Source organism: Pseudomonas sp. MWU13-2105, from assembly GCF_023242315.1.
Taxonomy (GTDB): domain Bacteria; phylum Pseudomonadota; class Gammaproteobacteria; order Pseudomonadales; family Pseudomonadaceae; genus Aquipseudomonas.
Genome location: NZ_JALLIY010000020.1, coordinates 136,314 through 161,659, shown reverse-complemented (window position 1 = coordinate 161,659; position 25,346 = coordinate 136,314). Strand labels below are relative to the sequence as shown.

General features: G+C 61.2%; 27 protein-coding genes and 1 pseudogene. 12 read left to right on the top strand and 16 right to left on the bottom strand.

Features of this window, described 5'->3' with window-relative positions; translation table 11 throughout:
- Positions 1–1,526 (bottom strand): group II intron reverse transcriptase/maturase (gene ltrA / locus M5B96_RS26495; RefSeq protein ID WP_248799940.1); only part of this gene is annotated, 1,526 nt, incomplete at its 3' end.
- A gap of 1,149 nt (positions 1,527–2,675) precedes the next feature.
- On the opposite strand from ltrA, the gene M5B96_RS26490 reads away from it, so the two are divergent.
- Together M5B96_RS26490 and M5B96_RS26485 are read left to right on the top strand one after the other, a co-directional pair.
- Positions 2,676–4,727: a S9 family peptidase gene (locus tag M5B96_RS26490; protein WP_248799939.1), complete on the top strand. Its 2,052-nt coding sequence runs from the start codon at positions 2,676–2,678 to the stop codon at positions 4,725–4,727.
- Between the two features lie 91 nt (positions 4,728–4,818).
- Entirely contained in the window at positions 4,819–5,292 is a 474-nt protein-coding gene (locus M5B96_RS26485) for a cyclic nucleotide-binding domain-containing protein (RefSeq protein ID WP_248799938.1), read from the top strand.
- Here the strand turns inward: M5B96_RS26485 and M5B96_RS26480 are convergent.
- Positions 5,289–5,573: a hypothetical protein gene (locus M5B96_RS26480; protein WP_248799937.1), complete on the bottom strand. Its 285-nt coding sequence runs from the start codon at positions 5,571–5,573 to the stop codon at positions 5,289–5,291. The two genes, M5B96_RS26485 and M5B96_RS26480, sit on opposite strands and share 4 nt — an antisense overlap.
- A gap of 82 nt (positions 5,574–5,655) precedes the next feature.
- On the opposite strand from M5B96_RS26480, the gene M5B96_RS26475 reads away from it, so the two are divergent.
- Together M5B96_RS26475 and M5B96_RS26470 are read left to right on the top strand one after the other, a co-directional pair.
- Complete coding sequence (locus M5B96_RS26475; protein WP_248799936.1) at positions 5,656–6,342, top strand: spermidine synthase; 687 nt, start codon at positions 5,656–5,658, stop codon at positions 6,340–6,342.
- A gap of 50 nt (positions 6,343–6,392) precedes the next feature.
- On the top strand, positions 6,393–6,767 hold the full coding sequence (locus M5B96_RS26470) for a YajD family HNH nuclease (protein ID WP_103498682.1): 375 nt from the start codon (positions 6,393–6,395) through the stop codon (positions 6,765–6,767).
- Between the two features lie 3 nt (positions 6,768–6,770).
- Here the strand turns inward: M5B96_RS26470 and M5B96_RS32865 are convergent, their stop codons facing one another.
- The gene (locus M5B96_RS32865; protein ID WP_412548655.1) at positions 6,771–7,484 is read right to left on the bottom strand and encodes a methyl-accepting chemotaxis protein; all 714 of its coding nucleotides are present in this window, start codon (positions 7,482–7,484) and stop codon (positions 6,771–6,773) included.
- Between the two features lie 141 nt (positions 7,485–7,625).
- Positions 7,626–8,678, bottom strand: a pseudogene (locus M5B96_RS32860) (methyl-accepting chemotaxis protein); the annotation flags it as partial.
- 239 nt (positions 8,679–8,917) lie between these two features.
- Here M5B96_RS32860 and M5B96_RS26460 point away from each other — a divergent pair.
- The gene (locus tag M5B96_RS26460) at positions 8,918–9,820 is read left to right on the top strand and encodes an HD-GYP domain-containing protein (RefSeq protein ID WP_248799934.1); all 903 of its coding nucleotides are present in this window, start codon (positions 8,918–8,920) and stop codon (positions 9,818–9,820) included.
- 55 nt (positions 9,821–9,875) lie between these two features.
- Here the strand turns inward: M5B96_RS26460 and M5B96_RS26455 are convergent, their stop codons facing one another.
- On the bottom strand, positions 9,876–10,457 hold the full coding sequence (locus tag M5B96_RS26455; protein WP_248799933.1) for a TetR/AcrR family transcriptional regulator: 582 nt from the start codon (positions 10,455–10,457) through the stop codon (positions 9,876–9,878).
- 126 nt (positions 10,458–10,583) lie between these two features.
- Between M5B96_RS26455 and M5B96_RS26450 the strand changes: the two genes are divergently transcribed.
- Complete coding sequence (locus M5B96_RS26450) at positions 10,584–11,291, top strand: glutathione S-transferase family protein (RefSeq protein WP_248799932.1); 708 nt, start codon at positions 10,584–10,586, stop codon at positions 11,289–11,291.
- A gap of 48 nt (positions 11,292–11,339) precedes the next feature.
- Positions 11,340–11,807: an RNA methyltransferase gene (locus tag M5B96_RS26445; protein ID WP_007926908.1), complete on the top strand. Its 468-nt coding sequence runs from the start codon at positions 11,340–11,342 to the stop codon at positions 11,805–11,807.
- Between the two features lie 37 nt (positions 11,808–11,844).
- On the opposite strand, the gene M5B96_RS26440 is transcribed toward M5B96_RS26445, so the two are convergent.
- Complete coding sequence (locus M5B96_RS26440; protein ID WP_248799931.1) at positions 11,845–13,083, bottom strand: hypothetical protein; 1,239 nt, start codon at positions 13,081–13,083, stop codon at positions 11,845–11,847.
- 24 nt (positions 13,084–13,107) lie between these two features.
- The gene (locus M5B96_RS26435; RefSeq protein WP_248799930.1) at positions 13,108–13,557 is read right to left on the bottom strand and encodes a YcgN family cysteine cluster protein; all 450 of its coding nucleotides are present in this window, start codon (positions 13,555–13,557) and stop codon (positions 13,108–13,110) included.
- 154 nt (positions 13,558–13,711) lie between these two features.
- Here M5B96_RS26435 and M5B96_RS26430 point away from each other — a divergent pair, with 154 nt between their 5' ends.
- Entirely contained in the window at positions 13,712–14,305 is a 594-nt protein-coding gene (locus M5B96_RS26430) for a nitroreductase family protein (RefSeq protein ID WP_248799929.1), read from the top strand.
- A 150-nt stretch (positions 14,306–14,455) separates the two neighbouring features.
- On the opposite strand, the gene M5B96_RS26425 is transcribed toward M5B96_RS26430, so the two are convergent.
- From M5B96_RS26425 to cynR, 7 genes are all read right to left on the bottom strand, one after another.
- A complete protein-coding gene (locus M5B96_RS26425; RefSeq protein WP_248799928.1) occupies positions 14,456–15,388 on the bottom strand; it encodes a D-2-hydroxyacid dehydrogenase in 933 nt (310 codons plus the stop codon).
- A gap of 127 nt (positions 15,389–15,515) precedes the next feature.
- The gene (locus M5B96_RS26420; protein ID WP_248799927.1) at positions 15,516–15,809 is read right to left on the bottom strand and encodes a YcgL domain-containing protein; all 294 of its coding nucleotides are present in this window, start codon (positions 15,807–15,809) and stop codon (positions 15,516–15,518) included.
- On the bottom strand, positions 15,806–16,939 hold the full coding sequence (gene rnd, locus M5B96_RS26415; RefSeq protein ID WP_248799926.1) for a ribonuclease D: 1,134 nt from the start codon (positions 16,937–16,939) through the stop codon (positions 15,806–15,808). The genes M5B96_RS26420 and rnd overlap by 4 nt, the downstream gene beginning before the upstream one ends.
- A 141-nt stretch (positions 16,940–17,080) precedes the next feature.
- Positions 17,081–17,758, bottom strand: coding sequence for a class I SAM-dependent methyltransferase (locus tag M5B96_RS26410; protein ID WP_248799925.1), 678 nt, complete (start codon positions 17,756–17,758; stop codon positions 17,081–17,083).
- 179 nt (positions 17,759–17,937) lie between these two features.
- A complete protein-coding gene (locus tag M5B96_RS26405) occupies positions 17,938–19,320 on the bottom strand; it encodes a glutamine synthetase family protein (protein ID WP_248799924.1) in 1,383 nt (460 codons plus the stop codon).
- A 93-nt stretch (positions 19,321–19,413) separates the two neighbouring features.
- Entirely contained in the window at positions 19,414–19,602 is a 189-nt protein-coding gene (locus M5B96_RS32855; protein WP_412548652.1) for a hypothetical protein, read from the bottom strand.
- A 90-nt stretch (positions 19,603–19,692) separates the two neighbouring features.
- Positions 19,693–20,571, bottom strand: a complete 879-nt coding sequence (gene cynR / locus M5B96_RS26400; protein WP_248799923.1) for a transcriptional regulator CynR — start codon at positions 20,569–20,571, stop codon at positions 19,693–19,695.
- Positions 20,572–20,683: 112 nt separating this feature from the next.
- Here cynR and M5B96_RS26395 point away from each other — a divergent pair, with 112 nt between their 5' ends.
- Positions 20,684–21,343: a carbonic anhydrase gene (locus M5B96_RS26395; protein WP_248799922.1), complete on the top strand. Its 660-nt coding sequence runs from the start codon at positions 20,684–20,686 to the stop codon at positions 21,341–21,343.
- A gap of 34 nt (positions 21,344–21,377) precedes the next feature.
- Positions 21,378–21,848: a cyanase gene (gene cynS, locus M5B96_RS26390; RefSeq protein WP_248799921.1), complete on the top strand. Its 471-nt coding sequence runs from the start codon at positions 21,378–21,380 to the stop codon at positions 21,846–21,848.
- 190 nt (positions 21,849–22,038) lie between these two features.
- On the opposite strand, the gene M5B96_RS26385 is transcribed toward cynS, so the two are convergent.
- Complete coding sequence (locus tag M5B96_RS26385; RefSeq protein ID WP_248799920.1) at positions 22,039–22,398, bottom strand: 5-carboxymethyl-2-hydroxymuconate Delta-isomerase; 360 nt, start codon at positions 22,396–22,398, stop codon at positions 22,039–22,041.
- 121 nt (positions 22,399–22,519) lie between these two features.
- Complete coding sequence (locus tag M5B96_RS26380) at positions 22,520–23,440, bottom strand: LysR family transcriptional regulator (protein WP_248799919.1); 921 nt, start codon at positions 23,438–23,440, stop codon at positions 22,520–22,522.
- A gap of 312 nt (positions 23,441–23,752) precedes the next feature.
- Between M5B96_RS26380 and M5B96_RS26375 the strand changes: the two genes are divergently transcribed.
- Together M5B96_RS26375 and M5B96_RS26370 are read left to right on the top strand one after the other, a co-directional pair.
- Positions 23,753–24,127 (top strand): helix-turn-helix domain-containing protein, encoded by a 375-nt coding sequence (locus M5B96_RS26375; RefSeq protein WP_248799918.1) that lies wholly within the window; start codon positions 23,753–23,755, stop codon positions 24,125–24,127.
- A gap of 768 nt (positions 24,128–24,895) precedes the next feature.
- Entirely contained in the window at positions 24,896–25,120 is a 225-nt protein-coding gene (locus M5B96_RS26370) for a hypothetical protein (protein WP_248799917.1), read from the top strand.
- The last annotated feature ends 226 nt before the right edge of the window (positions 25,121–25,346 follow it).

The window sequence follows — 25,346 nt, the reverse complement described above, 5'->3', positions numbered from 1 at the left end:
CACACCAGACAACGGCCCTTCTGTTGTCGGAAAAGACTGAGAATCTGCTTACGGTACTTCAGCTTTTTGAGCATTCGTTCCATTCGTAGCTTCTCGCCCATTTCCTCCATCCTGGGATCAAAAGGGTTGTACTCCCCACTGACCTTTCGGTGCCTTTCGATTGCTGTGTCAGCAAGTCTGTACAAAGTGACGTCCCGTTTTTCCCCATTTCCATCCAACGTTGTGGCGGCAAACACCCAACTTCTGCTTCCTTGGACTCGGAAATACTTCTCCCGAATCCATCTCAGCGACTTGTTCGGATGTCGCCGTTTTGCCCAACGCCATAGGGCGTGAAATAGCAGATTGTCCATACGCGAGTATGTCTGCTTGGCGACTACTGGCTGGTGGTACAGAGCCCAGCCTTTCAAGATGGGGTTTAGCAGGCGAATCAAATAGTCCTGCTTCACCGTCTTGTTAGTGTCGATTACTCCCTTCACCTTGCCGTAAAACGCCTCGACGTTTTTCTTGCTCGGTTTGATGAGTAGCTTCCCGCTGTACTTGCGGAAATTCCATCCCAGGAAGTCGAAGCCTTGATCGATATGGACGATATGCGTTTTTTCCAGTGACAGTCGCAGCCCGCGTGTTGCCAGGAACTGCTCGACCCAGGGTCTGACCTCATCTTCCAGTACCTCTTTCGAGGTGCCGGTGATCACAAAGTCATCCGCATACCTAACCACATTGATTTTCAGCTTCCTCGCTCTGGTTATGCCCAAATGTTTCTTGAGCTGTGTCTCCAGACCGTCGAGCACCAGATTGGCCAGTGTGGGAGAGATAATTCCTCCCTGTGGCGTCCCAGCGTTCGTCGCATGTAATTGCCCGTTATGGACCACGCCAGCCTTCAACCATTTCTGAAGGATCGTCTTGTCCACAGGGACGTTATCGATCAGCCAGTCGTGATTGATATGGTCAAAGCAACCTTGTATGTCCGCTTCCAGAATCCAGGGGGCCGAGACCTTCTTGGACAGGGTTACGAACAACTGTCCCATCGCGTCAGCCGTCGAGCGTTCGATCCTAAAGCCGTAGCTGTTCGGATCACCCGTGGTCTCTGCAACAGGTGCCAGGGCCAGCAGATACAACGCCTGCATTGCCCGGTCGGTCATGGTTGGGACGCCCAGAGGACGCTCCTTCCCGTTTGACTTAGGTATAAACACTCGTCTTAACGGACGAGGTTTATACCCGCGGTTCTTCAAGCCATTTGCTGCTTTCCATTTGGCATCAGGTGTATCCCAGAGTATGCGGTCGACTCCAGCCGTACGCTTCCCCTGGTTCTCGGTCACTCGCCTTACGGCGAGGTATTTGGCCGAGTGTGAACGGGTCAGCATTCGTTGTAAGGCTTTCACCTTGCGCCAATTGCCTTCCCGACAAGCCTTCGCAATCCGCTGCTGCATTGTCCGAACGTTCCGCTGAACCCGACACCAGTCGATGTCGTGCCAATTTTGCGGAGCGCTGGAAAGCGCAGACACGGCCTCATGGCTGTGTACTAGCATGCTGCCTTCCTCTCAGTTGATCCCGAGCGGAAGACGTACGCATCCCCTGACGGGAATGGACGTCCCCGTCAGGGTGGTTTTGATAAGAGATCCCTGACCACTGGATCTCGGAGCACGTTGAGACAGACTCAAACAGAACTCATGCGATAAGAAACCACGTAGAAGTCTGCCCGGTTTCCCGTGGGGTGATGTTCCAACCCCTATCCGGACCATTACAGCCCGGCATTCGCTTTTTCTACACTCCCATACCCGCACAGCCAACAGATCCCCTTGCGGTTCACCTGCCCGAAGGCAGCCATACGGGTTTACCACGTTCCCTGCCTGTCACACGACTGGGTTAGGGCCCACCTTTTCACCGATGGTCTTAGTGACGACGTACCTCCAATCCCTACAGAGGTAACCGACCATATGCCTTTTGGCTCAAGCCTGACATCAGCTTTGGCTTGTTCATATTTACGATGTTTATCAGTGGTTCACCTACGTTACCCATACCAGCCAGCCTAGCGCCTCAATCCGGTGCTGCTCCGAATATCCGCATCCCATCCTCACGGAAAGGACACACCCTAACGGGGGCTACATTGTCAGAAGAGCTTCACACCCCACCGTTACCAGTGACGCATGTCTTCCTAGGCTATCGTTGGTCGTACAACGAGTCCGCTGCTCCCTTGCGCACAAGAAAGTTGGACAATGACAGACAGAGCTTTCGCTAGTGTCTTCGATGGTAGCTTGAGCCAGAACTGCGAACGCAGCAGACTCGAAGATGTATTTCCTCCTGTTTCAAATGCAGGAGAAAACCCCAGCGGGGATTCTATCCCACGTGGGTGGAGCCCTGATGGGCTGGTGTGTATTAGACGTTCAAGAGCCAATAAAAACTGGCTTTTGGATCCTGCTTCCGAACGCTGAGGGACCCTATGGGTGTGTCACCGCCGCTGCGGCAAGTCCTTGAAGACATTGGACTTCTGGGTCGACTTTGTTTCTCGGGAATGGGTGCCCAAGCCGTTGGTTTCCTTAACGGAAACCCCTCAAGATGATCCTACACCTCGAGGCTTCGAAGACACGCTACGCGTGTCGCACAGAGATGCTTATGATAACGGCTTTTCGCCGGTCCGGCTGCCCCGCCGTCAGCGATCCGCCCACAGAGAGTTGCCCATGTCCCTCGATAGCCGCGTCAACAGCGCCCCGATTGCCCGCCGCGATGCGGGCACGGACCCGTACGCCTGGTTGCAGGAGCGCGACAGCGATGCCGTGCTCGACTACCTCAAGGCCGAAAACAGCTACCAGGAAGCCCGGTTGGCCGACCAAGCCGAACTGCGCGAAAGCCTGTTCGAGGAGATCAAGGCACGGATTCTCGAAACCGACCTGTCCCTGCCCTCACCCTGGGGACCGTTCCTGTACTACACCCGCACCACCGCCGGCGACGAATACCCGCGGCACTACCGCTGCCCGCGTCCGGCCGATGACAGCCTGACCGTGGATGAAAGCGCCGAGGCCCTGCTGCTCGACCCCAATGTGCTGGCGGCGGGCGGCTTCTTCTCCCTCGGAGCCTTCAGCGTCAGCCCGGATCACCAACGCCTGGCCTACAGCCTCGACACCAGCGGCGAGGAGGTCTATCGCCTGTACGTCAAGGAGCTGGCCAGCGGTGCGGTCAGCGAGCTGCCGTTCGACGACTGCGACGGCAGCATGACCTGGGCCAATGACAGCCAGACGCTGTTTTTTGCCGAGCTGGATGACACCCATCGCCCCCACAAGCTGTACCGCCATCGCCTCGGCGACAGTACGGCCGAGGAAGTCCTGCACGAAACCGACGGGCGCTTCTTCCTGCACTGCTACCGCAGCAGTTCCGAACGTCAACTGGTGGTGCTGCTCAACAGCAAGACCACCAGCGAAGCCTGGGCCCTGGATGCCGAGACCCCGGCCCAGGCCTTCACCTGCCTGGCGCCACGGGTCGAAGGCCACGAGTACTTCGTCGACCATGGCCAGTACCAGGAGCAGTGGAGCTGGTTTATCCGCAGCAACCAGGACGGCATCAACTTCGCCCTGTTCCACGCCCCGGACCACGGCGTGCCAAGCCGCGCCGACTGGCAATTGCTGGTGCCCCACGACGACCAGGTGATGCTCGAAGGCCTGACCCTGAATGCCTCGGCCCTGTGCCTGAGCCTGCGTGAAGGCGGACTGCCGATCCTTGAAGTGCGCCCCCAAGGCCTGCCGGGCTATCGCGTGCAACTGCCGGATGCCGCCTACAGCCTCTACGTACAGGACAGCCTGGAATTCACCAGCCAGACGATCCGCTTGCGCTACGAATCGCTGAATCGTCCGGCCGAGATCCGCCAACTGACCCTGGCCAGCGGCGAACAGAGCGTACTCAAGCAGACCCCGGTACTGGGCGATTTCGACCCCGACGCCTATGTCAGCCAGCGCCTCTGGGCCACGGCCGCGGACGGCACGCGGGTCCCCATCAGCCTGGTGGTCAAGCGCGAACTGCAAGGCCAGGCCACCCCGCTCTACCTCTACGGCTACGGCGCCTACGGCGAAAGCCTCGACCCGTGGTTCTCCCACGCCCGCCTGAGCCTGCTGGAGCGCGGCATGGCCTTCGCCATCGCCCATGTGCGCGGCGGCGGCGAACTGGGCGAAGCCTGGTACCGCGCCGGCAAACAGGCGCACAAGCAGAACAGCTTCGACGACTTTATCGCCTGCGCCGAGCACCTGATCGCCGAGGGCCTGACCACGTCCAAGCAACTGGCCATCAGCGGCGGCAGCGCCGGCGGCCTGTTGATCGGTGCCGTGCTCAACCAACGCCCGGAACTGTTCCAGGCCGCCATCGCCGAAGTGCCGTTCGTCGACGTGCTGAACACCATGCTCGACCCGGACCTGCCGCTGACCGTCACCGAATACGACGAATGGGGCAATCCCGAGGAACCCGAAGTGTACGCGCGGATCAAGGCCTACGCGCCGTATGAAAACGTCCGCGCCCAGGCTTACCCGGCGATCCTGGTGATCGCCGGCTATAACGACAGTCGCGTACAGTACTGGGAAGCGGCCAAGTGGGTGGCGAAACTGCGCGCCACGAAGACCGACGAGCATCTACTCTTGCTCAAGACCGATCTGGGTGCCGGCCATGGTGGCATGAGTGGTCGTTACCAGGGATTACGTGACGTAGCCCTCGAATACGCCTTCGTGTTCAAGGTTCTCGGCCTGGTCTGAGGAACTCTGCCCGGCGCCCTTGTCTTAACCCTGGGCCGCCGGGCTTCAATGCCCGCACAGAACAACAGGCAACAAGAAAAGACCGTGAGCCATGTCAGAACCGACCTTACTGAATAACGAAATCCGCGACATGCTGATGGACTGCGGTTTGTTCGCCAGCTTGTTGCCGGCGGACTTCCTCGCCGCTGCCGGCTATTTCAGCATCAGCAGCGTCACCAGGGGCGAAGCCATCTTCAACGAAGGGGACGCCGGGACCTTCATGTGCATCATTCATCACGGCAGCGTGAACGTGCAGAAGAGCAACGCCGAGGGCCAAGCGGTGGTGATCGCCACCCTGCGCGCCGGCCGGGCCTTCGGCGAGATGGCGGTGCTCGATGGCGAGCGGCGCTCGGCCAGTTGCGTGGCCGCCAGCGATTGCCAGTTGCTGAACCTGGGCAAGGACTCCCTGGAAAAGATGCTCAATGACGCACCGAAGATCGCCGCCAAGATCATCCGCGCCATCGCCATTGCGCTGTCCAAGCGACTGCGCATGGCGGACGGCCAATTGCTCTCGCAACAGATCTAGCTGGAGGTTTCCTCCTTCGCCTTATCCGTCTTGTCGGTCTTGTCGTTCTGTTCCGGACCCGGCTGGGTCTGGTCCTTGGGCGGCTGCGGCAACTCGATGCTGGGCAGCGGCTCGCCAGGCTTGGGCGGCGTGCGCGGGGTGATCTGCGGGGACGGCGTGGGAGTCGCCGTGCTCGGCGCCCCCGGTTTCGGCGTGACCGGTACCGGCGAGAGATCCTCGGCCCGTAGCGTGGTAATGGTGAGCGCGGTCAAGGCAATGACCGCTACAATAGCGCGTTTCATCAATGGCTCCGTTGCCAGACTTCTCTGTCTGCCATCAGGCTACTCGCAACGCGGCTATTTTGCCCCTCCCAATGAGATTTCCATGAAACGTTTCGTTCTGCTGGACACCGCTGCAATTCCCGAAAACGGCGGTGCCCTGTGCCTGTTCGAGTATGGCGAAGACTTCGTGATCAAGATCCAGGGCGGTGACGGCGGGCAATTGATGAACACCCGCATGCACGGCTCCGAAGATGCCCTGGCGGAAATTCCCTGCCGCAAGGTCGCCGGCCGCCCGCACTCACGGGTGTTGATCGGCGGCCTCGGCATGGGCTTCACCCTGGCCGCGGCCCTCAAGCACCTGGGCAAGAGTGCCGAAGTCGTGGTCGCCGAACTGGTGCCGGGCGTCGTCGAGTGGAACCGCGGCCCTTTGGGGGAGAAAGCCGGCCGACCACTGGATGACCCGCGCACGGTGATTCGCCTGGAAGACGTGGCCAAGGTACTGCAGGCCGAGGCCAATGGCTTCGATGCGATCATGCTCGATGTCGATAACGGTCCCGAAGGCCTGACCCAGAGAGCCAACAGCTGGCTCTACTCCACCGGCGGCCTGAGCGCCTGTGCCAAGGCCCTGCGGCCCAAGGGCGTGCTGGCGGTGTGGTCGGCCAGTGCCGACAGCCATTTCTCCGACAAGCTGCGCAAGGCCGGTTTCAAGGCCGAGGAAGTCCAGGTCTATGCCCACGGTAACAAGGGCACGCGGCACACCATCTGGATCGCCGAGAAGCTCAAGAACTGAGCTAGACTTTGCCGCATAACCGTCATTAACCCATTCGACAAGGTGACCCCATGAGTTCGGCCAACCCTCCCTCCCATACCGCCAAGCTGGATCGCATCCTGGCCGATGCGAAACGCGATAAAGAGATGGGCTATCGTGACAAGGCGCTGAAAATGTACCCGCACGTCTGCGGTCGCTGCGCCCGTGAGTTTTCCGGCAAGCGCCTGAGCGAGCTCACCGTGCATCACCGCGACCACAACCATGACAACAACCCGCAGGACGGTTCCAACTGGGAACTGCTGTGCCTGTTCTGCCATGACAACGAGCACTCGCGCTACACCGACCAGCAATACTTCGGCGACGGTTCCCTGAGCAGCCCGAAGATCGCCAAGGCCACCCACAATCCGTTCGCGGCGCTGGCCGGGTTGATGAAGAAAGACGAGTAACGGCTACACCGTAAATCGCTGGACCAGCACGCTGAGATCGCCGCCCAGGCGTGACAGTTCGAGGCTCGCCGTCGCCGTGCGGGCACTCGACTGCGCCGACTCGTCGGCAATATCGCGGACCCGGGTCAGATTGCCGCTGATCTGTTCGCAAGCGCGGGTCTGCTGATCGGCGGCCGTGGCGATCTGCGAGTTCATTGACTGGATCAGCGACGCCGACTGGCGAATTTCACTGAGCACGCCACCGGCCTCACGAGCCAGGACCACACTGGACAAGCTCATCTCCTGGCTCTGGCGCATGATCGCCGTGGCTTGCTCGGTGCCACCATGCAAGGCCGCGATCAGCCCCTCGATTTCCTCGGTGGAACGCTGGGTACGCTGCGCCAGTGCCCGTACTTCGTCGGCCACCACCGCAAACCCCCGCCCTGCTTCGCCGGCGCGCGCGGCTTCAATGGCGGCGTTGAGTGCCAGCAGATTGGTCTGTTCCGCCACCTCGCGGATCACCCCGAATACCCCGCCGATGCGTTCACCGTCTTCACGCAGACGCTCCATTGCCAGGGCGGAGCGATCAACGTTGAGTACCAGGGCTTCAAAGTGCTCGATCGCTTGGCTGACCACGCGATTGCCCTCGACACTCCGCCGCTCGGCCGCCTGCGCCGCCTCCGAGGCCTGCTGGGCGTTACGGGCAATATGCTGGGCACTGTCGACCATCTCGGTCATGGCGCCGGCAACCTCTTCGGTTTGCTGGCGCTGTTGCGAGATTCCCGCGCTGCTGTGGGCGGTGACGGTCGACAAGCCTTCGGCGGCCTGGGTCAGTTGATGCGTGCCGTCGCCGATGCTGCCGATCAGTTGACGTAGATGTCCGGCCATTTCCCGCATGGCCATCATCATTTGCCCCAGTTCGTCACGCCGACGGCTTTCCAGGTTACCGGTCAGGTCGCCCGAGGCGATCTGCCGAGCCAGGGCCAGGGTCCGCTTGAGCGGCGGGACGATCTGCCGGGTCATGGCCCAGGCCGAGAGCAAACCCAACAACAGCGCCAGGGCTCCCGCCAGCAACAGCTCGCCGCGAGCCATTCGCACATCGTGAGCGCGCCCTTGCAATTGCAGTTGATAGACCGCAGCACTCAGTTGCTGCAAGTCACCCGCCTGCGCCAGCATCGCCTGTTTCGCCTGTTGGCTCTTGAGCACGCTGTCGCTAAAGTCCACGACCCGGTCCTGGTAGGTCACCGCCGCCTGCAACGCTCCGAGCAACGGCGCCTGCAAGGCATCACCCGGCAGTTGCCCATACAAATCGTTACCCTGCACACGAATCCGGTCGGCCATCTTCGAAACGCGCAACTGCGCTTCGGGCAGCGGATCGGCGATATACAGGCGCACCTGATCGCGCAATTGCGCCATCAGCCATTGCAACTCGACCACCGACTGCGCCTGATCGACGGTGACCGCCGGATCGCTGCGCATTTGCTGGAAAAATTGGCTACGCAACTGCGTCAGTTGCTCGGCGATATTCTCCATCACCGGCACCATGGCCTTTTCCGCTTCGCGAGCCTGGCGTCGGGCCGCGACAAACTCGGCAAAACTCTGTTGATAAGCCCGGGCCACCTCACGGATACGCACCAGGGTTGCCTGCGCGTCGCTTTCCAGGCTCATCTGCAGCTTGTCGACACCGGCATACAACGCCTGCATCTGCCCGGCATAGGCGTCAACCGCCGTGCCTTGCCCGGTACGGTCGAATTCGTTTTCCTGCAAGCGCACGGCGGCGATCTGCGTGTCCAGCGACACGCTGTCCACCAGCGCTTCGCTGCGCATGGTCAATTGCCCGATGCTGTACCAGGCGATCCCGGTCAGCAGCGCCGTGAGCAGCAACACACTGCCAAACCCCAGCGTCAACTTGCGACGCACCGAAGCGCCCATCAACCAATCGGTGACCATAACGAACGCTCCTGTCAGGCCACCAACCGGCCTAGGCAATACGCCAAACACCTTGAGATGCCTTGAGATGGCTGGCATTCTAAATCGATCGATCCAAAATACAAGACCAAGATTTTTTCCAACGGCTGTAATTTAAAGCCCTATACCTTCTCAACAGGGCAAAGTGCCAGTGTGAATGTGCGCGCCCCTCCCTTCTTATCCCTGTCCCGAGAACGCCTTCAATGAAGCTGAACCAATTGATTCAAAATCTGCTGGGCGCCCGCCAACCGATCCAGGTTTCGCGCCCGGAACAAGAATTGCTGTCCAGCCTGCTGGTGATGGCCTGGGTGGTGGAGGCGCGGGATCCCTATACCGGCGGACATCTGTGGCGGGTGGCGCAGTTCTGCGAGCTGCTGGCGCAGAAAGCCGGTTTCGCGACGGAGGAAGTGGCGCGGATCGCCTTGGGCGGTTTTGTCCATGACCTGGGCAAGGTCGGTATTCCCGACGCGGTGCTGCGCAAGGCCGGGCCCTTGAGCGACGAGGAATACGCCGTGATCAAGACCCACCCCGAAATCGGTTTTCGGCTGCTGCATGCCCACCCGCTGGCGGTGTTGGTGGAGGACGCCGTGCGCCTGCACCATGAGATGCCCGATGGCCGGGGCTACCCCCTGGGGCTCAAGACCGGTGAGATTCCCCATCTGGCAAGCATCGTCGGTATCTGCGATGCCTTCGATGCCATGACCAGTACCCGTCCCTATCGTGCGGGCATGCCACAGGCACAGGCATTGCAGATCATCGGCAAGAACCTCGGCACCCAGTTTGACGCACACTTTGGCGCGTTGTTCATTCAACTGGGGGAGTCAGGAGACTTGAGCCCGATCATCGGCCACACCGACCAGGGCATTCCCCTGCGGCACTGCGACATGTGCGGGCCGACCGTGGTACTCAAGCGCGCGCACCGCGCCGGCGATCATGTGTTCTGCGGCAATTGCGGTGCCGACTATCTGCTGCTGCAAAAGGCGCCGGGCAGTGCACTGGAATTGCAGGCCACCGGCGCCGCCGGCAGTGCGAAAGACCTCAGCCCAGAGGCCGATGTCGAGTTGATCGAGCGTCTGGTACGGCGTCAATTCGCCCCGGCCCTGTAGGGGCGAGCCAGCTCGCGCCCACAGCCATCCATCCGACAGCCCTCATCAAGACAGGCTATTTCAATAACCCGAAGAGCGGTCGCACCAGCCCTTCCAACAGCTCCCGTTCCGGCCTTGAACGGGCCAGCACCCGCAGCCCCATCAAGACCCCCAGGCACAGGCGCGCCAGATCGTCCGCCGACTGCGACGCACAGATACTGCCCTGGGCCTGGCCGGCACTGATACAGCGTCGGAAAAAGCCTTCCATGCTCTCCTGGACCGTGGCCAAGACCGCCTTGAACTGCGGATCGTGGGGCGCCACCTCAAGGGCCGCGTTGACGATAAAACACCCCTTGTGCTCGGGGTCGCAAAGCGACAGTTCGATGATCTCGTTGAAAAACGTCTGAATGGCTTCGCGGGGTGGCAGTTGCAGCTCCAGGCGCAGGGAACGCTCGCAGAAGCCGCGCTTGATGTAGTGATCGAGGGCCTGCGCGAAGAGCGCGCGCTTGTCGCCAAAGGCGTTGTACAAACTGGCCCCGGTGATCCCCATGGCCAGCGCCAGGTCCCGTACGGAAGTGGCCTCGTAGCCGCGGGACCAAAAGCAGTGGATCGCTGCGTCCAGCGCAGCGGCCTCGTCAAATTCTCTGGGTCGCGCCATAACTCACACATGAACTCAAATTGAAGTGGCGCTGATATTCGTTGAAACAAACGTCGATTGCCACGCGCCAACGTTTCGCCCTATTTTATAACACCCGATCAAAAACATCAGCCAGGACCTTTCGCCATGATCCGTTTCTTTTTCCACCCGACACCCAATCCAGCCAAAATCGCCCTGTTTCTTGAGGAAACGGCGCTGCCCTATGAGCTGGTTCCGATCGATACCAGCAAGGGCGAGCAACACAGCCCGGAGTTCCTCGCGATCAACCCGAATGGCAAGGTCCCGGCAATCATTGATAGCGAGGGAGCGAACGGTGGCGAAGTCCGGGTCTTCGACTCGAACGCGATCCTGCTCTACCTGAGTGAAAAGACCGGGCTGCTCGGCGGTGACCCCGGCGATCGGGGCGAACTGCTGTCGTGGATGATGTTTATCGGTACGGGCCTGGGGCCATTTTCCGGGCAGGCGGTGCACTTCCAGTACTCGGCCCCGGAAAGCCTTCCCTACGCGATCAACCGTTATCGCCGCGAAGCCGAACGGCACTACCGGGTACTGGACCGACATCTGGCCGGACGCAACTATATCGTCGGCGACAGCTATTCGATTGCCGATATCTCGGCCTGGGGCTGGATCGACCGGGCGGCGCGCGTGCTCAAGGGCGAAGCAACGCCATTGGCGGCCTACCCCCACCTGTCGGCCTGGTTCCAGCGTATCGACGCTCGCCCGGCCGTGGCCCGCGCCCGTCAGGTGGGCAAGAGCCATGCGTTCAAGCAGGTCAACGACGAGCAAACCCGCCGTGCACTGTTCCCCTCGAACTATCCCGACGCCACGAACTGACGGAGATGCCGGTATAATCGCGTCTTTTTCCTGGAAGGCACCCGGCTCGTGGCAAACAAAAGATACAGCTGCATTGGTTTGTATAACCCCAAGTCACCGGAGAACGTCGGCTCGGTGATGCGTGCGGCTGGCTGCTACGGCGTGGCCTCGGTGTTCTATACCGGCAAGCGCTACGAGCGAGCCCGGGACTTTGTCACCGACACCAAGAAAGTCCACCAGGACATCCCACTGATCGGCATCGACGACCTGAAGAAAATCCTGCCGCTGGGCTGCGTGCCGGTGGCAGTGGAGTTGGTGGAAGGCGCGCGCTCGCTGCCCGAATACACCCATCCGGATCGGGCGCTGTACATCTTCGGCCCGGAAGACGGCTCGCTGGACAAGGACATCCGCGACTGGTGCGAGGACGTGGTGTATATCCCGACCACCGGCTGCATGAACCTGGCGGCGACGGTCAACGTGGTGCTCTATGATCGGCTGGCCAAGGGCAACAACACCCGTTCCGGGCCGAAATTCTAGTCTGCGGCGCCGGCGATGGCGGCGTGACAGGCGCCCGTTATTTCAGCAGATTGCTCACCAGCACCTTCGACGGCCCCCCCATCACGCTATCGCACAGCTGGATGAACTCTTCGGTGCTGACAGTATCCAGGCGCATCGCCGCCCGGCTGACATCGTCGAGGGAATGCTTGCCATCGGTCTGCTGGCGAATCTCGCGATCCAGCGCCTGCAACAGCAACACCGCCCGCGCCACCGTCGCCCCGCTCACCTGCTCGCCGCGCAACGTGGTGACCTTGCGGCTGACCCGGGTCAAGCGCACCTGCAACGCCTGGTAGCGCTCCTCGCTCATGCCGCCGGCACGGCGCAGCAGCTCGATCGCGTAGTACTGTGCCAAGCCTTCGCCGATCCAGTCACTGCGCTGACGGTCATTGATCCGCCCGAACACGTGAACCAGCTCGCGCACCAGGGCACTTTCCCCCGATTCACTGATCAGCGCGGCGTTGCTGTGCAAGTAGATCGAATCGCGCCCCGCCCGGCCGCCGCGCACCATCGACTCGCCAGCGCCGACCACGAGCAATTTGCCCGGGTTGCGCGGGAACACTTCCTGCACCTTGGGCCAGACGAACGTCAGCAGCGTCAGCACATCCATGCGCCGCATGCCTTCGCCCCGGGGCGCGGCGACCGTGACATCGGTCTCACCCAAGCGGGTTCGCCGGCTGCCCAGGTCTCCCGCGACTATCCAGCCGAGCGGCCGGTCGAACAGACGGGACACGTTGTCGATACGAAAACGCTGCTTGCCGATGCGCGGCCAGGCGGTCTCGACGCTTTTCCAACCGGCGGGCAACTCGAACTCCAGGCGCGAGACCAGGTCGGTGCCGTCCTGCTGATCCAGATGGGCCGGCGGCACCAGGTCTTCGCCACGCAACAACGCCCAGGTCGGCGTTATGCGGGTCTCGAAAGAGCCGTCGGCGCGTGTATGGTTGAGGCTGACCCGATAGCTCAGGCTGGCCTTGCCCGGCGCCGGGCGCCAGGTGCCGCGGCGGCTGTCCGGCGTCAGGCCGGGGCTTGGTTGCCACTGCCCGTCGGCCAGGAAGTCACTGTAGTAACCCAGGCTGCCAAGATCGAAATCCAGGCTGCGCACCGCCGAACCCTGGGCCAGGGTCAGGCGCACCTCGGCCTGGTCGCTCTCGGGCAACAGACGTACCTGATAGTCCAGGTTGATTTTTTTCCCGGCCCAGCCCAAGCCGCTGAACAGCATCAGCAGCAGGAACAGCGGCAGCCTGCAACGTAACGACATGGAGCTCCTTGGGATTCGCGCCGATCAGCCGGCGCGGAAAATCAGATGATCTTCCCAGTCATCCTCGGGCACGCTGCCTTCGGCGAGCATGCGTCCGGACTGGGAGATCCGCTCGTGGTGCACCGCGTCGCGGTCACCGCACACCAGATGGTGCCAAAGCGGCAGGTCCTTGCCTTCGCTGACCAGGCGATAACCGCAGGTCGGCGGCAACCACTTGAACTGGTCGGCCTTGCCCGGGGTGAGCTGGATGCAGTCCGGCACCGAGTCGCGACGCTTGGCGTAGTCGGTGCACTGGCAGGTTTTCAGGTCCAGGAGCTTGCAGGCAATGCGTGTGTAATACACGCTGTTGTCGTCTTCGTCCTCAAGCTTTTGCAGACAGCACAGGCCACAACCGTCGCACAGCGACTCCCACTCCTCCTGATCGAGTTGCTCGAGGGTCTTGCGTATCCAGAAGGGTTCGACTTTCGCGGCCATGGTTCAGACATCTGCATCGGGGAGTGAAAAGGCCGCCAGTCTAGTGCCCCGCGTCGTTGCGGCCAAGCGTCGGCGACTGTCGGTTGAACAAGACTTGTCAGGTTGCCTGCGGCGCAGTAGCTTTCTCGCTAATTTCCCCAGTCAGGACTGCGCCATGAGCATCAACCCACGTATCGCCGATCATCCGATCGATCCCCAGTTCACCCAGCGCTGGTCGCCACGCGCCTTTACCGGCGAGAGTATCCCGGAGCAAACCCTGTTGAGCTTTTTCGAAGCCGCCCGCTGGGCGCCATCGGCCTACAACTCGCAACCCTGGCGTTTTCTCTACGCCCGCCGCGATACGCCAAACTGGGAGCGCTTCCTCGGCCTGCTGAACGAATTCAACCGTGGCTGGGCACAGCACGCCTCGGCCCTGGTGATCGTGATTTCGAAAACCACCTTCACCGCCCCTGGCGCCAGCGAAGAAACCCCGGCCTTGTGGCACACCTTCGACACCGGTTCGGCCTGGGGCCACCTGGCGCTGCAAGCCAGCAACAGCGGCTGGCACAGCCACGGCATGGCCGGCTTCGATCAGGAACTGACCCGCCGCGAGCTGAAGATTCCAGAAGGTTATGCACTGCATGCGGCCGTGGCCATCGGCAAGCTGGGCGACAAGGCGAGCCTGCCGGATTACCTGCAGGCCCGCGAAATCCCAAGCCTGCGCCAGCCACTGAGCGCACTGGTGGCCGAGGGCGACTTCAGCCTGTAACCCGGAGCCTGTTCACTGTCACAAAGAGAATGAACAGCCCCTGTTGTGGGAGCGAAGCTTGCCCGCGAAGGGAGCGCCGCGGTTTTCCTGACAAACCGCAGTGTCCCATTCGCGGGCAAGCTCCGCTCCCACAAAAAAACCTCGCCAGACTCAGTAGCCGCGCTCGAAATCCACTTCCCCGCGCAACGCCTCCCCGGCCTGATAGGCCCGCAGGTTCTCGACGAACAACTGCACCATCATCGCCGGCGACGTCGGGGCCGAACTGTGGCCGGTCAACAACAGCCCCCAGGCCGTCCAGAACGGATGACGCTGTGGCAACGGCTCCTGCCGGCAGACATCGATCACCGCCCCCGCCAGATGCCCTTCCTTCAAGGCTTCCACCAGGTCCGCATCGACCACCGCGACGCCGCGCCCGACGTTGATGAACAGGCCTGTCGGCTTGAAGCGCTTGAACAGCGCCGCATCGTACAGATCATGGGTATTGGGCGTGTTCGGCAACAGGTTGATCACATAGTCGACCTTGCCAACCCAGTCGCCCAGGGCTTCGAGCGCCGCCACCTCGATAAACGGCGCCTGCTCCCGCGCGCTACTGGCAATGCCGTACAACTCGACACCAAAGGGTTGCAGGAACTGCGCAACGCTCTGGCCGATATCCCCGGCACCGACAATCAACACCTTGCGCCCCGCCAGGCTCTGGCCCAGGCGGTTGTCCCACTTGCGCTCGACCTGGCTGACCAGGCGGGCCAGGACCTCGCGCTCATGCCCCAGCATATAGGTCAGCACATACTCGGCCATCACCTGGCCAAAAATCCCTACCGCGCGGGTCAGGCGATAGTCCCGTGGCAAGCCCTCGGCCAGCAGCGGCGTGACGCCGGCCCAGGTCGATTGCAGCCACTGCGGCCCGTGCCCCTGGCGTAGCAGGGTCGCCAACAGATCCGGCTGCCCCAGCCAGACCGGGCAGTCGGCCGCCAACGTCGACAGCGTGGCCGAATCGCCGCTGGTCATGACTTCAAGTTCCGGGGCCATCTGCTGCAACAAGCGGGCATAGAGGGCGTGGTCGTGTTCGGCAATCAGAACGCGCATGGTTCAAACCTTTCAAAAAACAGTGCAGGCAGCCGCCGACGGAGTTCGCTCCATCGTCATCGGCCACTGCCGGAAAATACAGTCCATTGGAATCGAGCGCCGCGCACGGAGCACTCAGCGATAGCCGTCAGATCGGGTCATTGCGCCGCAACAACTCTTCGGGCAAATGTTCGATGTATTCATCTTCGGCCGGCGGCATCTGCAGGTGATAGCCCTGCTTCTCGAGGTTCTCCAGCACCTGGTGGATATCTTCGCGCGACAGCGTGCGCTCGGGGCTCAGGACCAGGTCGAAGGCATGGTGCGGCTTACCGAAGGCCAACAGCAGATTCTCCGGAACACGCTCCAGGGCATCGCTCTTGAGCACGTAGAGGTACATTTCGTTCCGGCGTGGGCTTCGGTAGATGGAGCAAATACGTTTCAAGGCTGTTCTCCGGCAGTGGCCAGGCTGTCGAGCAGCGCCTGGCCCATCAACTCGCGGCGCCAGCCACGCAGCGAATCGGGCAATTGGTAAGATCCGGCGGGGAAGCCGCTCTTGATCAGCGCTTCCAGGGTTTTCTTGCGCAGCATCAATTCCGGCGCGACGCCGAGGCGTTCGGCTTCGGCCTGGCCAAGGGCACGCAGGCGCTTGATCAGTGCCGAGGCTTCGATCGGCAACGGCTCGGGTACTGCCGGCGGCCATTGGTCCATTGACGCGCTGCCGGCCCGCTTGATCAGCTCCAGCAGGAACTCACCGTCCTGGCGCACGGTACGCGGGTGCATATCCTCGATGCGAGCCAGTGCCACCAGGTTGTCCGGCTGGCTCTTGGCCAAGGGCCACAAGGAGTGTTCCCGGACGATCCGGTTGCGCGGCAGATCGCGGGCGCGGGCTTCGCGTTCGCGCCAGGCGCACAGCTCGCGCAGCACCACCAGTTGCGCCCGGGACAGCTTCCAGGCCAGCTTCGCCTCGCGATAGACCTCATAGGGGTCAACCTCGCGACGCAGGTTGGCCACCAGCTCCGCACCGTCTTCCAGGACCCAGGCGTACTTGTCGTCCGACAGTTTCGGACGCAGCCGGGTGTAGACTTCGGCCAGGTGCACGGCATCTTCGGCGGCGTAGCTGACCTGGGTCTCCGACAGGGGCCGCTGCAGCCAGTCGGAACGGGTTTCGCCCTTGGGCAGCTCGATACCGAGGACTTCCTGCACCAGCCGCGAATAGCCCATGGAGAACCCCAGGTTCAGGTACGCGGCCGCGAGCTGGGTGTCGAACAGCGGCACCGGCAGGCTGCCGGTAAGGCGCAACAGCACTTCGAGGTCTTCGCTGCAGGCGTGCACGACCTTGACCACGGCGGGGTCTTCGAGCAACGCCGCCAGGGGTTGCCATTGGTCGATGCTCAGGGGATCGATCAGATAGGCGCGTTCGCCGTCACCGATCTGGATCAGGCCGGCAATCGGATAAAAAGTGTCGACCCGCATGAATTCGGTGTCGAGGGCAACAAAGGGTAACTGTTGCCATTGGGCGCAATGCCGACCGAGGCTATCGTTGTCGCGAATCCAGTGAATATCGATGGCCACACGGCTCTCCCTTGAAGAATGGCACGCAGTATATCTCGCCACTGGGCTTTGCGAGCACTCACTCTGCAAGTGCCGTAGCGAAAGAGCTGACTGAGCAACAAGAATAGTCCTGCTCAACGATTTGAAGTGTTCACGCCAGGATCAACTGTTCTTGCGCAACACATAGAGGCGACGCATGGCATACCCTGGAAAGAAATCGCGGTGACCGAGAATGTCGAAACCGGCCTCGCGGAACTCTCCTTCAACCAGCGCCTTGCCGAACAGCACGCGTTGCGAGTCCTGGCCGCAGGCCTGAGCCTGGCGCCGCCGATGCCAGGCCATGACCTTGCCGTCCATCCATAACGAGAGGATTACGGTGTCGCGGCTGACCCGGTGGAATTCACGCAGTATCGCCAGCCGGTGCTCACTTTCGCCGAGATGCTGGAACAACGGCATGCAAAAAATGCAGTCCACCGCATTCTCCGGCAAACCGATGGCAAACACCGAACTCTGGAAGGTCCTGACCCGCTGGAGGCTATCGACGGGATGCTGGACCACGCAGTGATCCAGCATCTCTTGCGAAGGGTCGGCCGCGAGGATCACCCGGTTGGCGCGTTCGGCCAGCACCGGCCAGAAACGTCCGGCACCGCAGGGCAGGTCGAGGACCAGGCCGGGCTCGCCGGCCAGCTTCAGCGCCTGGCGCACCCACTGTTTTTCCCGCGCCAGCCCCAGGCGCCGGACCAGACTGTCGGGGGACCGCTCCTGGCAAGCCCGGGCAAGCTCGCGTGCGTGCTGGCGGGCGAGTTCGAGCTCAACGGTTGCAGGTGGTTGCGCAGGCATGACTCGCAAACTCTCGGCGGTGAACCTGTGTCGGGCGGGTCGAACACATGGGGTCGGTTTGAGGGGCTGCCGGGTGCATGAATATCCACTCGGCAACGCTTCGAACCTTAGTCAGACGCACATCAATATTTCGTGAAAATTTCCCGCCCTAATTGTTCAACAGATTACCGAGCGGCCATTCACGCCTGCTGCAAATACCAGCGCCAATCCTGCTCACCGACCTCGCCCATGAATTGGCGGTATTCGACGCGCTTGACCGCCAAGTACACGCCGAGAAACTCGCGACCAAACGCCTCCCGCGCCCAGGCGGACTCCTCCAGGGCGCGCAGGGTCGTCAGCCAGTCGGTCGGCAGGCGCCTGCCGACCTGCGCGTAACCATTGCCTTCGACCGGTGCGCCGGGGTCGAGCCGCTCACGAATCCCACGATGAATCCCCGCGAGGATCGCCGCCGCCGCCAGATAAGGATTGGCATCGGCACCGCAGAGTCGATGCTCGATATGTCGTGAAAAGGCCGGGCCGCCGGGTATCCGCAGGCTCACGGTGCGGTTGTCGACACCCCAGGTCGCCGCCAGCGGTGCATAGCTGTTGCTCTGGAAACGCCGGTAGGAGTTGGCATTCGGGCAGAACAGCAGCAACGCATCGAGCAGGGTCGCGAGCATGCCGCCCACCGCCTGCCTGAGCAGCGGCGTGCCGTCGCCGGCCTCGCTGGCAAACAAATTGTTGCCCGCCGCGTCCGCCAGGCTGACATGCATATGCAGACCGGTGCCGGCGAGGTCGTCGAACGGCTTGGCCATGAAGCAGGCAATCATCCCGTGCTTGTGCGCCACGCCCTTGACCAGGCGTTTGTAGCGCACCGCTTCGTCCATCGCCTGCAACGCATCGGCACGGTGCTCCAGGGTAATTTCGACCTGGCCCGGGGCATACTCGGAGATCGCCGTGCGCGCCGGAATACCCTGGAGTTTGCAGGCGCCGTAGAGGTCGGCGAGGAACGGCTCGATCTGCTCCAGCTCGCGCAGGCCGTAGACCTGGGTCGTGCTCGGGCGTCCACCATCGGCGTCGCGGGCCGGCCGCGGTCGGCCGTGGCTGTCACGCTTCTGGTCGAGCAGATAGAACTCCAGCTCCGCCGCCATCACCGGGTAGTAGCCGTCGGCCTTGAGCCCATCAATCACCTTGACCAGCAGATGCCGCGGGTCGGCCACCGCCGCCGGCAGTCCCTCGCGGGGGTGCATGCTGACCTGCACCGCCGCCGTCGGGATCTGCCGCCAGGGCATGCGTTGCAAGCTGCCGCTCAGGGGATAGGCACGACAATCGATATCCCCGACATCCCAGACCAGACCGGAGTTCTCCACATCGTCGCCGTTGATGGTCAGGCCGAGAATCGTGCTGGGCAGCGGACGACCGCTGGCATAGACCGCCAGCAGCTCGTCACGGTGCAGCAACTTGCCGCGAGGGACGCCGTTGTTATCGAGGATGAACAGCTCGAACATCTCGATATCGGGGTTGTGTTCAAGAAAGCTCAGGGCTTCTTCGGTACAGGCAAAGGCTGGGTAGGCAACACTCATGGGATTCTCGTTTTCCGCGTCGGGCAGGCGCGCACGCGCCCACCGATTCGATCCCGGCGGCCAACACCGGCCGCCGGCGATCAATGAAATAACTCAACGGGGAAAACCGACATCCGGCGGGCGCGCATGACGGCAATGCCATAGCGCCCAGAAAGCCAGTTCGGAAGGCAAGGCCAGCAGGCTTGTAGTGACATGTGACAGCGAACGACGACGCGACGGGGCGCCCGGTGCCGAAGCCGCCGTCCCTGCCGCGTAGCGAATCTCGCCGAGCCGATGATCCATATACCTGCCGCGCTAAACCTGAGACCGGCAGCCTCACACGAGCGTCCAGGTGATTAAATTCAGTTTTGAAGAAGCTTGCATGCGCAACGGCTAAACATTCGGCCATTGCCGCGCCAGCGCCGTGAACGCCTGGCAGGCGGCGCTGCGCCAGGCGCCCTCGCGACTGAGCAGGGCCACCGTACGCTGCGGCAATGCCGGCGTCAGCTCCAGCGCGGCCAACCCCGGCTGCTCGCGGGCGATGGCCGCGGGCAGGATCGTCGCCAACCGCCCCCGGCGGACCAGCTCGACAATCGCACTGATGGAATTGGCCTCGATGGCGATGCGCGGCACGATGCCGTGCTGGCGGCAGTAGAGGTCGATGTGTTGGCGCGTGGCGAAATCCTGGCTGAGCAGGACCAGCGACTGCTGCTCCAGATCATGGCCAGTGAGAACTTTGTCAGCCGCCTGCGAATGGGTCGCACCGACCATCAGGCTCAAGGTTTCGCTGAACAGCGCCTCACTCCGGATATCCGCCAGGTGCATCCCGGTAAAGGCAATGCCGATATCCAGCAGGTCCCCGGCCAAGGCGGCCTCCAGCCGATCCTGGGGCATTTCCTGGACATTCAGGGTGATGCCCGGGTAGAGGCTGTTGAAACGGTGCAACAACGGCGCGATGAGGTAGGCGGTGAAGGTCGGCGTCATGGCCAGGCGCAGGCTGCCGCGACTCAGGTCGCGCACATCGTGCATCGCCCGCTTGCCCGCTTCCAGGTCCTGCAGCGCCAGGCGGGCAAACCGCACATAGGCCTCGCCGGCATCGGTCAGGCGGATGCTGCGCCCCGAACGATCGAACAGAGCGGCCCCGAGGTTATCTTCCAACTGCCTGATCTGCTGGGACAGCGTCGGCTGGGAGACATGCAAGGCCTCGGCGGCCCGGGTGAAGTTGCGATGTTCGGCGACGGCCAGCAGATAACGGATATGACGCAGCAGCATCGGGCACTCAACTATAGGTAGGACTTATAGCTTTCATAATAAGCCGATCTTGGACGCTATGTCTGAAAACTTCCATCCTTGCCCCATCAGCCACCCGCAAGGAGAAGCCCCCATGCAAGCCATCATCGACGGATTCCTGAAGTTCCAACGCGAAGCTTTTCCGACCCGCAGCGCGCTGTTCAAGCAACTGGCAACCACCCAGAGCCCCGGCACCCTGTTCGTCACCTGCTCGGACAGCCGGGTGGTGCCGGAACTGCTGACCCAGCAAGAGCCCGGCGACCTGTTCGTAATTCGCAATGCCGGCAATATCGTACCCTCCTACGGCCCGGAGCCGGGCGGCGTGTCGGCCACGGTGGAGTATGCGGTGGCGGTGCTCGGGGTGCGCGATATCGTGATCTGCGGCCATTCCGACTGCGGTGCGATGACCGCGATCTCCACCTGCAAATGCCTCGATCACCTGCCGGCGGTGGCCAACTGGCTGCGCCACGCCGAATCGGCCAAGGTCATCAACGCCGCCCGCAGCCATGCCTCGGCCGAAGCCCGGCTGGACGCCCTGGTCCGGGAAAACGTGATCGCCCAGTTGGCTAACCTCAAGACTCACCCGTCTGTCGCCCTGGCGCTGGAACAAGGCCGGCTGAACCTGCATGGCTGGGTATATGACATCGAGAGCGGCTCCATCGCCGCCCTCGACGGCAGCACCGGTCGCTTTGTCTCACTTGCCGAACAGCCGCAGGCCTGCGCGCTGTCGACACAATCCCCACAGGTCGCCTGACCTGAATCTTACTAACGAAAAAGAGGAAATCCCGATGCTGCAATCCCAATTCGCACAAGTTCCACGCCTGGCCCTGGCCGATACCATCATCGACGCCAAGCAACGCCTGAACCTGTCCTGGCAGGACCTGACCGACGGCACCGGCCTGAGCCTGGCCTTCGTCACCGCCGCCCTGCTTGGCCAGCACCCGCTGCCGGCCGGCGCCGCCGACGTGGTCTGTGAAAAACTCGGCCTGGACCAGGACGCCAGTCGCCTGCTGCAAAGCGTGCCGTTGCGCGGCAGCATCGGCAATGGTGTCCCGACCGACCCGACGATCTATCGCTTTTACGAAATGATCCAGGTCTATGGCACCACCTTGAAGGCCCTGGTCCACGAACAGTTCGGCGACGGCATCATCAGTGCCATCAACTTCAGGCTGGATATCAAGAAGGTCGAGGATCCGGATGGCGGCTCGCGTGCGGTCATCACCCTGGATGGCAAGTACCTGCCGACCAAGCCGTTCTGATAAAGCCGCGCCTGCCAGGGCTGCATGGCATTCCTGGCAGGCGCCGGTCCTGACGGTATTTTGCGCTGGGACACCGTACCTGTAGGAACCGGCTTGCTGGCGAGCCCTGCTGCGTCCTTGCGGACGCCATCGCCGGCAAGCCGGCTCCTACAGCGTTCGCGGGTTTTCCGGGATGGGTTTTGTCGCCGGGTCAGAATGCAACCTTGGCGTAGGACTCGCGGTCCAGGTCCACCACTTCCACCGACAGCTGTACTTCAATACCCTCCGGCCAGTCACCGAGATCCTTCAAGCCCGCCAGCAGGCTCTCGGAAAGTTGTTGCTTGATCTGCGCCGAGCGCCCGCTCAGCAGCGCCAGCTTCACATGCACGAAGCCACGCTCACCCAACCCGGTCCCCACGCGAAACACCCCCAGTTCCGTGGCCCGGCTCTTGATATCGAACTCGGCGCCGAACTGACCGGACGCCACCAGGGCATGATTGATGCGCAGCAACGCCTTGTCGGCGTCGAACTCGGTCAGGTTGGGGGTGTATTCCAGGAAAACGTGAGGCATCGACAGGCTCCAGGCAGCGGGATGGGAAGGCACATAGATATAGCACGCGGCCTTCGTGAAAAGTCGTGAATGAAGGTGAAAGATAGCGCATGAGCGCAACGCTGGCCCCGAGACACAAAGGTCAAGGCGCCAAGGGCTCCCGATCACTCATGAAATGCTCAAGCCGCGAACGCAGCCAACGTTCGGCCGGATCGGTATCGACAATCCCGAGCCAGACCATCGACAGGTCCAGGTTCGGCACCTTGAACGGCAGCGGTTCGTCAAACAACAGCCCCGACGCCGCCATGGCCTTGGCCGTGTAATCCGGGAGGCTGGCGACCAGGTCGGTACCCGCCAGCAAGGCCGGCAAGGCGCTGTATTGCGGTACCGAGAGCACCACGTGACGCTTGCGGCCGATTTCCGCCAGCCACTCGTCGGCCAGGCTGCTGATATTGGCGGTGTGGGACACCAGCACATGGGGTCGCGCGCAGTACTCGTCGAGGGTCAAGGGTGTCGTCGAGGCGTCGGCGCGCAGAATCCTCGGCTGGATATGGCGCAACAGCTTGCGCTTGGCATTGGCCGGCAGGCCCCGGGTCTGGCTGATACCCACGGTAATGTCGCCGGAGCCCAGCAGGTCGGGAATGCGCCAGTAGTCGACATGCTGGACCACGATCACCACATTCGGCGCTTCCTGGCGCAAGGCCCGCAGCAGCGTCGGCAGCAAGCCGAACTCGACATCGTCCGACAGGCCGATACGAAAGGTCATGGTGCTGCTGACCGGGTCGAAGTCGTGGGTCAGGCTCAAGGCATTCGACAGCGAATCGAGCGCTGGCGACAGGTGCTGGATGATCTCCTCGGCCCGCGCGGTCGGCTCCATGCGGTGTCCGACACGGATAAACAGCGGATCGTTGAACATCGCCCGCAGGCGATTGAGCGCCGAACTGATGGTCGGCTGGCCCAGAAACAGCTTCTCCGCCACCCGCGTCACATTGCGTTCGAGCATCAGTGTTTCGAACACCACCATCAGGTTGATGTCGGCTTTACGCAATTCGTTGCGGTTCATCTGTGGCCCCAGGGTCATCGGTTCTGCTTCAGTCTAGGAAGGTAAGAAGGGACGTGTCTAGACGACGAAGGGACAGGTTGTGCGGACAGATAACGACCCGACCACCTTGAAAGAGCAACTCCAGCAGATCCCGGGCACATTGCGGCCGCCCACCCGATCACGGCGAATCAGACGCTGCCCTGCACGCTGAATATTCAGAATGGCCCATAAGCGCCTGAAAAGGTGCCGATCTTTCCTTGCCTGGATGGACGACGAGGTGAGGAAAGCGAACTGGCAGACGCCAGCCGAGATACCGTTGAAATGGAGTAACCCATGAACATTCGTCCAATCCACACCGAGCAGGACTATCAGGAAGCACTCAAGTCTGTTTCCCCGCTGTTCGACAACGAACCGGAGCCCGGCATTCCAGAAGGCGACTACCTTGAGGTGATGATCACCCTGATCGAAGTCTACGAAGCGAAGCACTTCCCGGTCGACCTGCCCAGCCCGGTGGATGCCATACGGTTCAGGATGGAGCAGTCCGGATTGTCAGCCGCTGATTTGGTGCCAGCCATTGGCCGGCAGAATCGGGTTTATGAGGTACTGAATGGCAAGCGGGCACTTACCCTGCCGATGATCTGGAAACTGCATGAGATGTTTGGGATTCCGGCGGAGAGCTTGATCAGGCCAATGAAAGCAGTGGGATGACTCCCCGCGAGCCTAAGCTGCATGCGTTAGCTTCCAATTAGATAATCGCCTTCGGCGATAGCCCTTCGGGCTACAACCAATCAATCTTGATCATAGTTCTACAACCCATAGAACTATCGCCGCAGGCGATACACCGAAGGTGCCTACAAAGGCAATATACTATAAAGAGCTCATTGAATCCTGATAGCACAGCTCAAAACATTAATAAACAGCTAACCGATATATGAAAACTATGAGTTTCGCTCACAAACAAAATCACGAAGGCCCAAAGCATGAATACAATATATCCCTCGATATTCATTTACTCCCTTACGGGCGGAATGATTATATTCAATGTTTTTCATTGTTTTTCGCTAATACAAACAAGCTAAGAAACGAATCTTCATGATTGGCTGCATTCAAAGTCCTCGCTACGACAGGCAGGACAATATACTGACTAAGCCAATATACACATCAAAATACTTCTGTTTTTTATATACAAAGCCGAGATCTGGCATCCCGACATTTCATTTAGACTTACGCGCAATTAAGTCTTGGCAGTTATAGCTTCAACCCCAATACGATAACGTGTTCGGAGGCGACAAGCAATTAACTCAATGAAATGCGTATTGAATAACAGGCGAGTAAGCCACCACCTATCCGCATTGGTTTAGATAGGTAGACAGACATAACAAATATGACTGACAAATATGAACACAACCATTTTAAATCTTGCTAAGCAACCACAACAACTAACAGGCCAATTCTGGCATTGCAAACGGAAAAATCATGAGCCATGTATACATTGAACCTCGCCCTTCAGTTCGCAAGGAAGAAATAGCGATTACCTACTACGATATTGAATACGACAATAACAAGCCGGTTACCAACTTGCGCTATAAAACCCAGAAGGAGGCTATTGATGTAGCTCGGAAACTGGGCTTCACACCATTGGTAGCTCGGGTCCGCATTACAAATAAGCGCAACCCTGAACACTGGCGATTTGCTGACTGAATGAGTCATCAATGACCTTGGTTCCACGAGGGGTTGAGGCCGATCAAATTTGATAACACAAATTTGCCAATTCATCTCTCACGAGGTAATGAGAGTCGTGAGCAGCTAACCCTTTGCCGGCGGTTGTGTCCCGCCACCATCACGTCACATGACGACGGGTGCTGAAGTCCGGTGTTTGGAAAGCCACTGGACAGGCCGCATGGAATTTGTCAGCTTAACTCACCTC

Coding starts and splice junctions, on each gene's coding strand:
- M5B96_RS26490 (WP_248799939.1), top strand. CDS start 2,676: ATGTCCCTCGATAGCCGCGTCAACAGCGCCCCGATTGCCCGCCGCGAT.
- M5B96_RS26485 (WP_248799938.1), top strand. CDS start 4,819: ATGTCAGAACCGACCTTACTGAATAACGAAATCCGCGACATGCTGATG.
- M5B96_RS26480 (WP_248799937.1), bottom strand. CDS start 5,573: ATGAAACGCGCTATTGTAGCGGTCATTGCCTTGACCGCGCTCACCATT.
- M5B96_RS26475 (WP_248799936.1), top strand. CDS start 5,656: ATGAAACGTTTCGTTCTGCTGGACACCGCTGCAATTCCCGAAAACGGC.
- M5B96_RS26470 (WP_103498682.1), top strand. CDS start 6,393: ATGAGTTCGGCCAACCCTCCCTCCCATACCGCCAAGCTGGATCGCATC.
- M5B96_RS32865 (WP_412548655.1), bottom strand. CDS start 7,484: ATGACCGAGATGGTCGACAGTGCCCAGCATATTGCCCGTAACGCCCAG.
- M5B96_RS26460 (WP_248799934.1), top strand. CDS start 8,918: ATGAAGCTGAACCAATTGATTCAAAATCTGCTGGGCGCCCGCCAACCG.
- M5B96_RS26455 (WP_248799933.1), bottom strand. CDS start 10,457: ATGGCGCGACCCAGAGAATTTGACGAGGCCGCTGCGCTGGACGCAGCG.
- M5B96_RS26450 (WP_248799932.1), top strand. CDS start 10,584: ATGATCCGTTTCTTTTTCCACCCGACACCCAATCCAGCCAAAATCGCC.
- M5B96_RS26440 (WP_248799931.1), bottom strand. CDS start 13,083: ATGTCGTTACGTTGCAGGCTGCCGCTGTTCCTGCTGCTGATGCTGTTC.
- M5B96_RS26435 (WP_248799930.1), bottom strand. CDS start 13,557: ATGGCCGCGAAAGTCGAACCCTTCTGGATACGCAAGACCCTCGAGCAA.
- M5B96_RS26430 (WP_248799929.1), top strand. CDS start 13,712: ATGAGCATCAACCCACGTATCGCCGATCATCCGATCGATCCCCAGTTC.
- M5B96_RS26425 (WP_248799928.1), bottom strand. CDS start 15,388: ATGCGCGTTCTGATTGCCGAACACGACCACGCCCTCTATGCCCGCTTG.
- M5B96_RS26410 (WP_248799925.1), bottom strand. CDS start 17,758: ATGCCTGCGCAACCACCTGCAACCGTTGAGCTCGAACTCGCCCGCCAG.
- M5B96_RS26405 (WP_248799924.1), bottom strand. CDS start 19,320: ATGAGTGTTGCCTACCCAGCCTTTGCCTGTACCGAAGAAGCCCTGAGC.
- M5B96_RS32855 (WP_412548652.1), bottom strand. CDS start 19,602: ATGGATCATCGGCTCGGCGAGATTCGCTACGCGGCAGGGACGGCGGCT.
- cynR (WP_248799923.1), bottom strand. CDS start 20,571: ATGCTGCTGCGTCATATCCGTTATCTGCTGGCCGTCGCCGAACATCGC.
- M5B96_RS26395 (WP_248799922.1), top strand. CDS start 20,684: ATGCAAGCCATCATCGACGGATTCCTGAAGTTCCAACGCGAAGCTTTT.
- cynS (WP_248799921.1), top strand. CDS start 21,378: ATGCTGCAATCCCAATTCGCACAAGTTCCACGCCTGGCCCTGGCCGAT.
- M5B96_RS26385 (WP_248799920.1), bottom strand. CDS start 22,398: ATGCCTCACGTTTTCCTGGAATACACCCCCAACCTGACCGAGTTCGAC.
- M5B96_RS26380 (WP_248799919.1), bottom strand. CDS start 23,440: ATGAACCGCAACGAATTGCGTAAAGCCGACATCAACCTGATGGTGGTG.
- M5B96_RS26375 (WP_248799918.1), top strand. CDS start 23,753: ATGAACATTCGTCCAATCCACACCGAGCAGGACTATCAGGAAGCACTC.
- M5B96_RS26370 (WP_248799917.1), top strand. CDS start 24,896: ATGAGCCATGTATACATTGAACCTCGCCCTTCAGTTCGCAAGGAAGAA.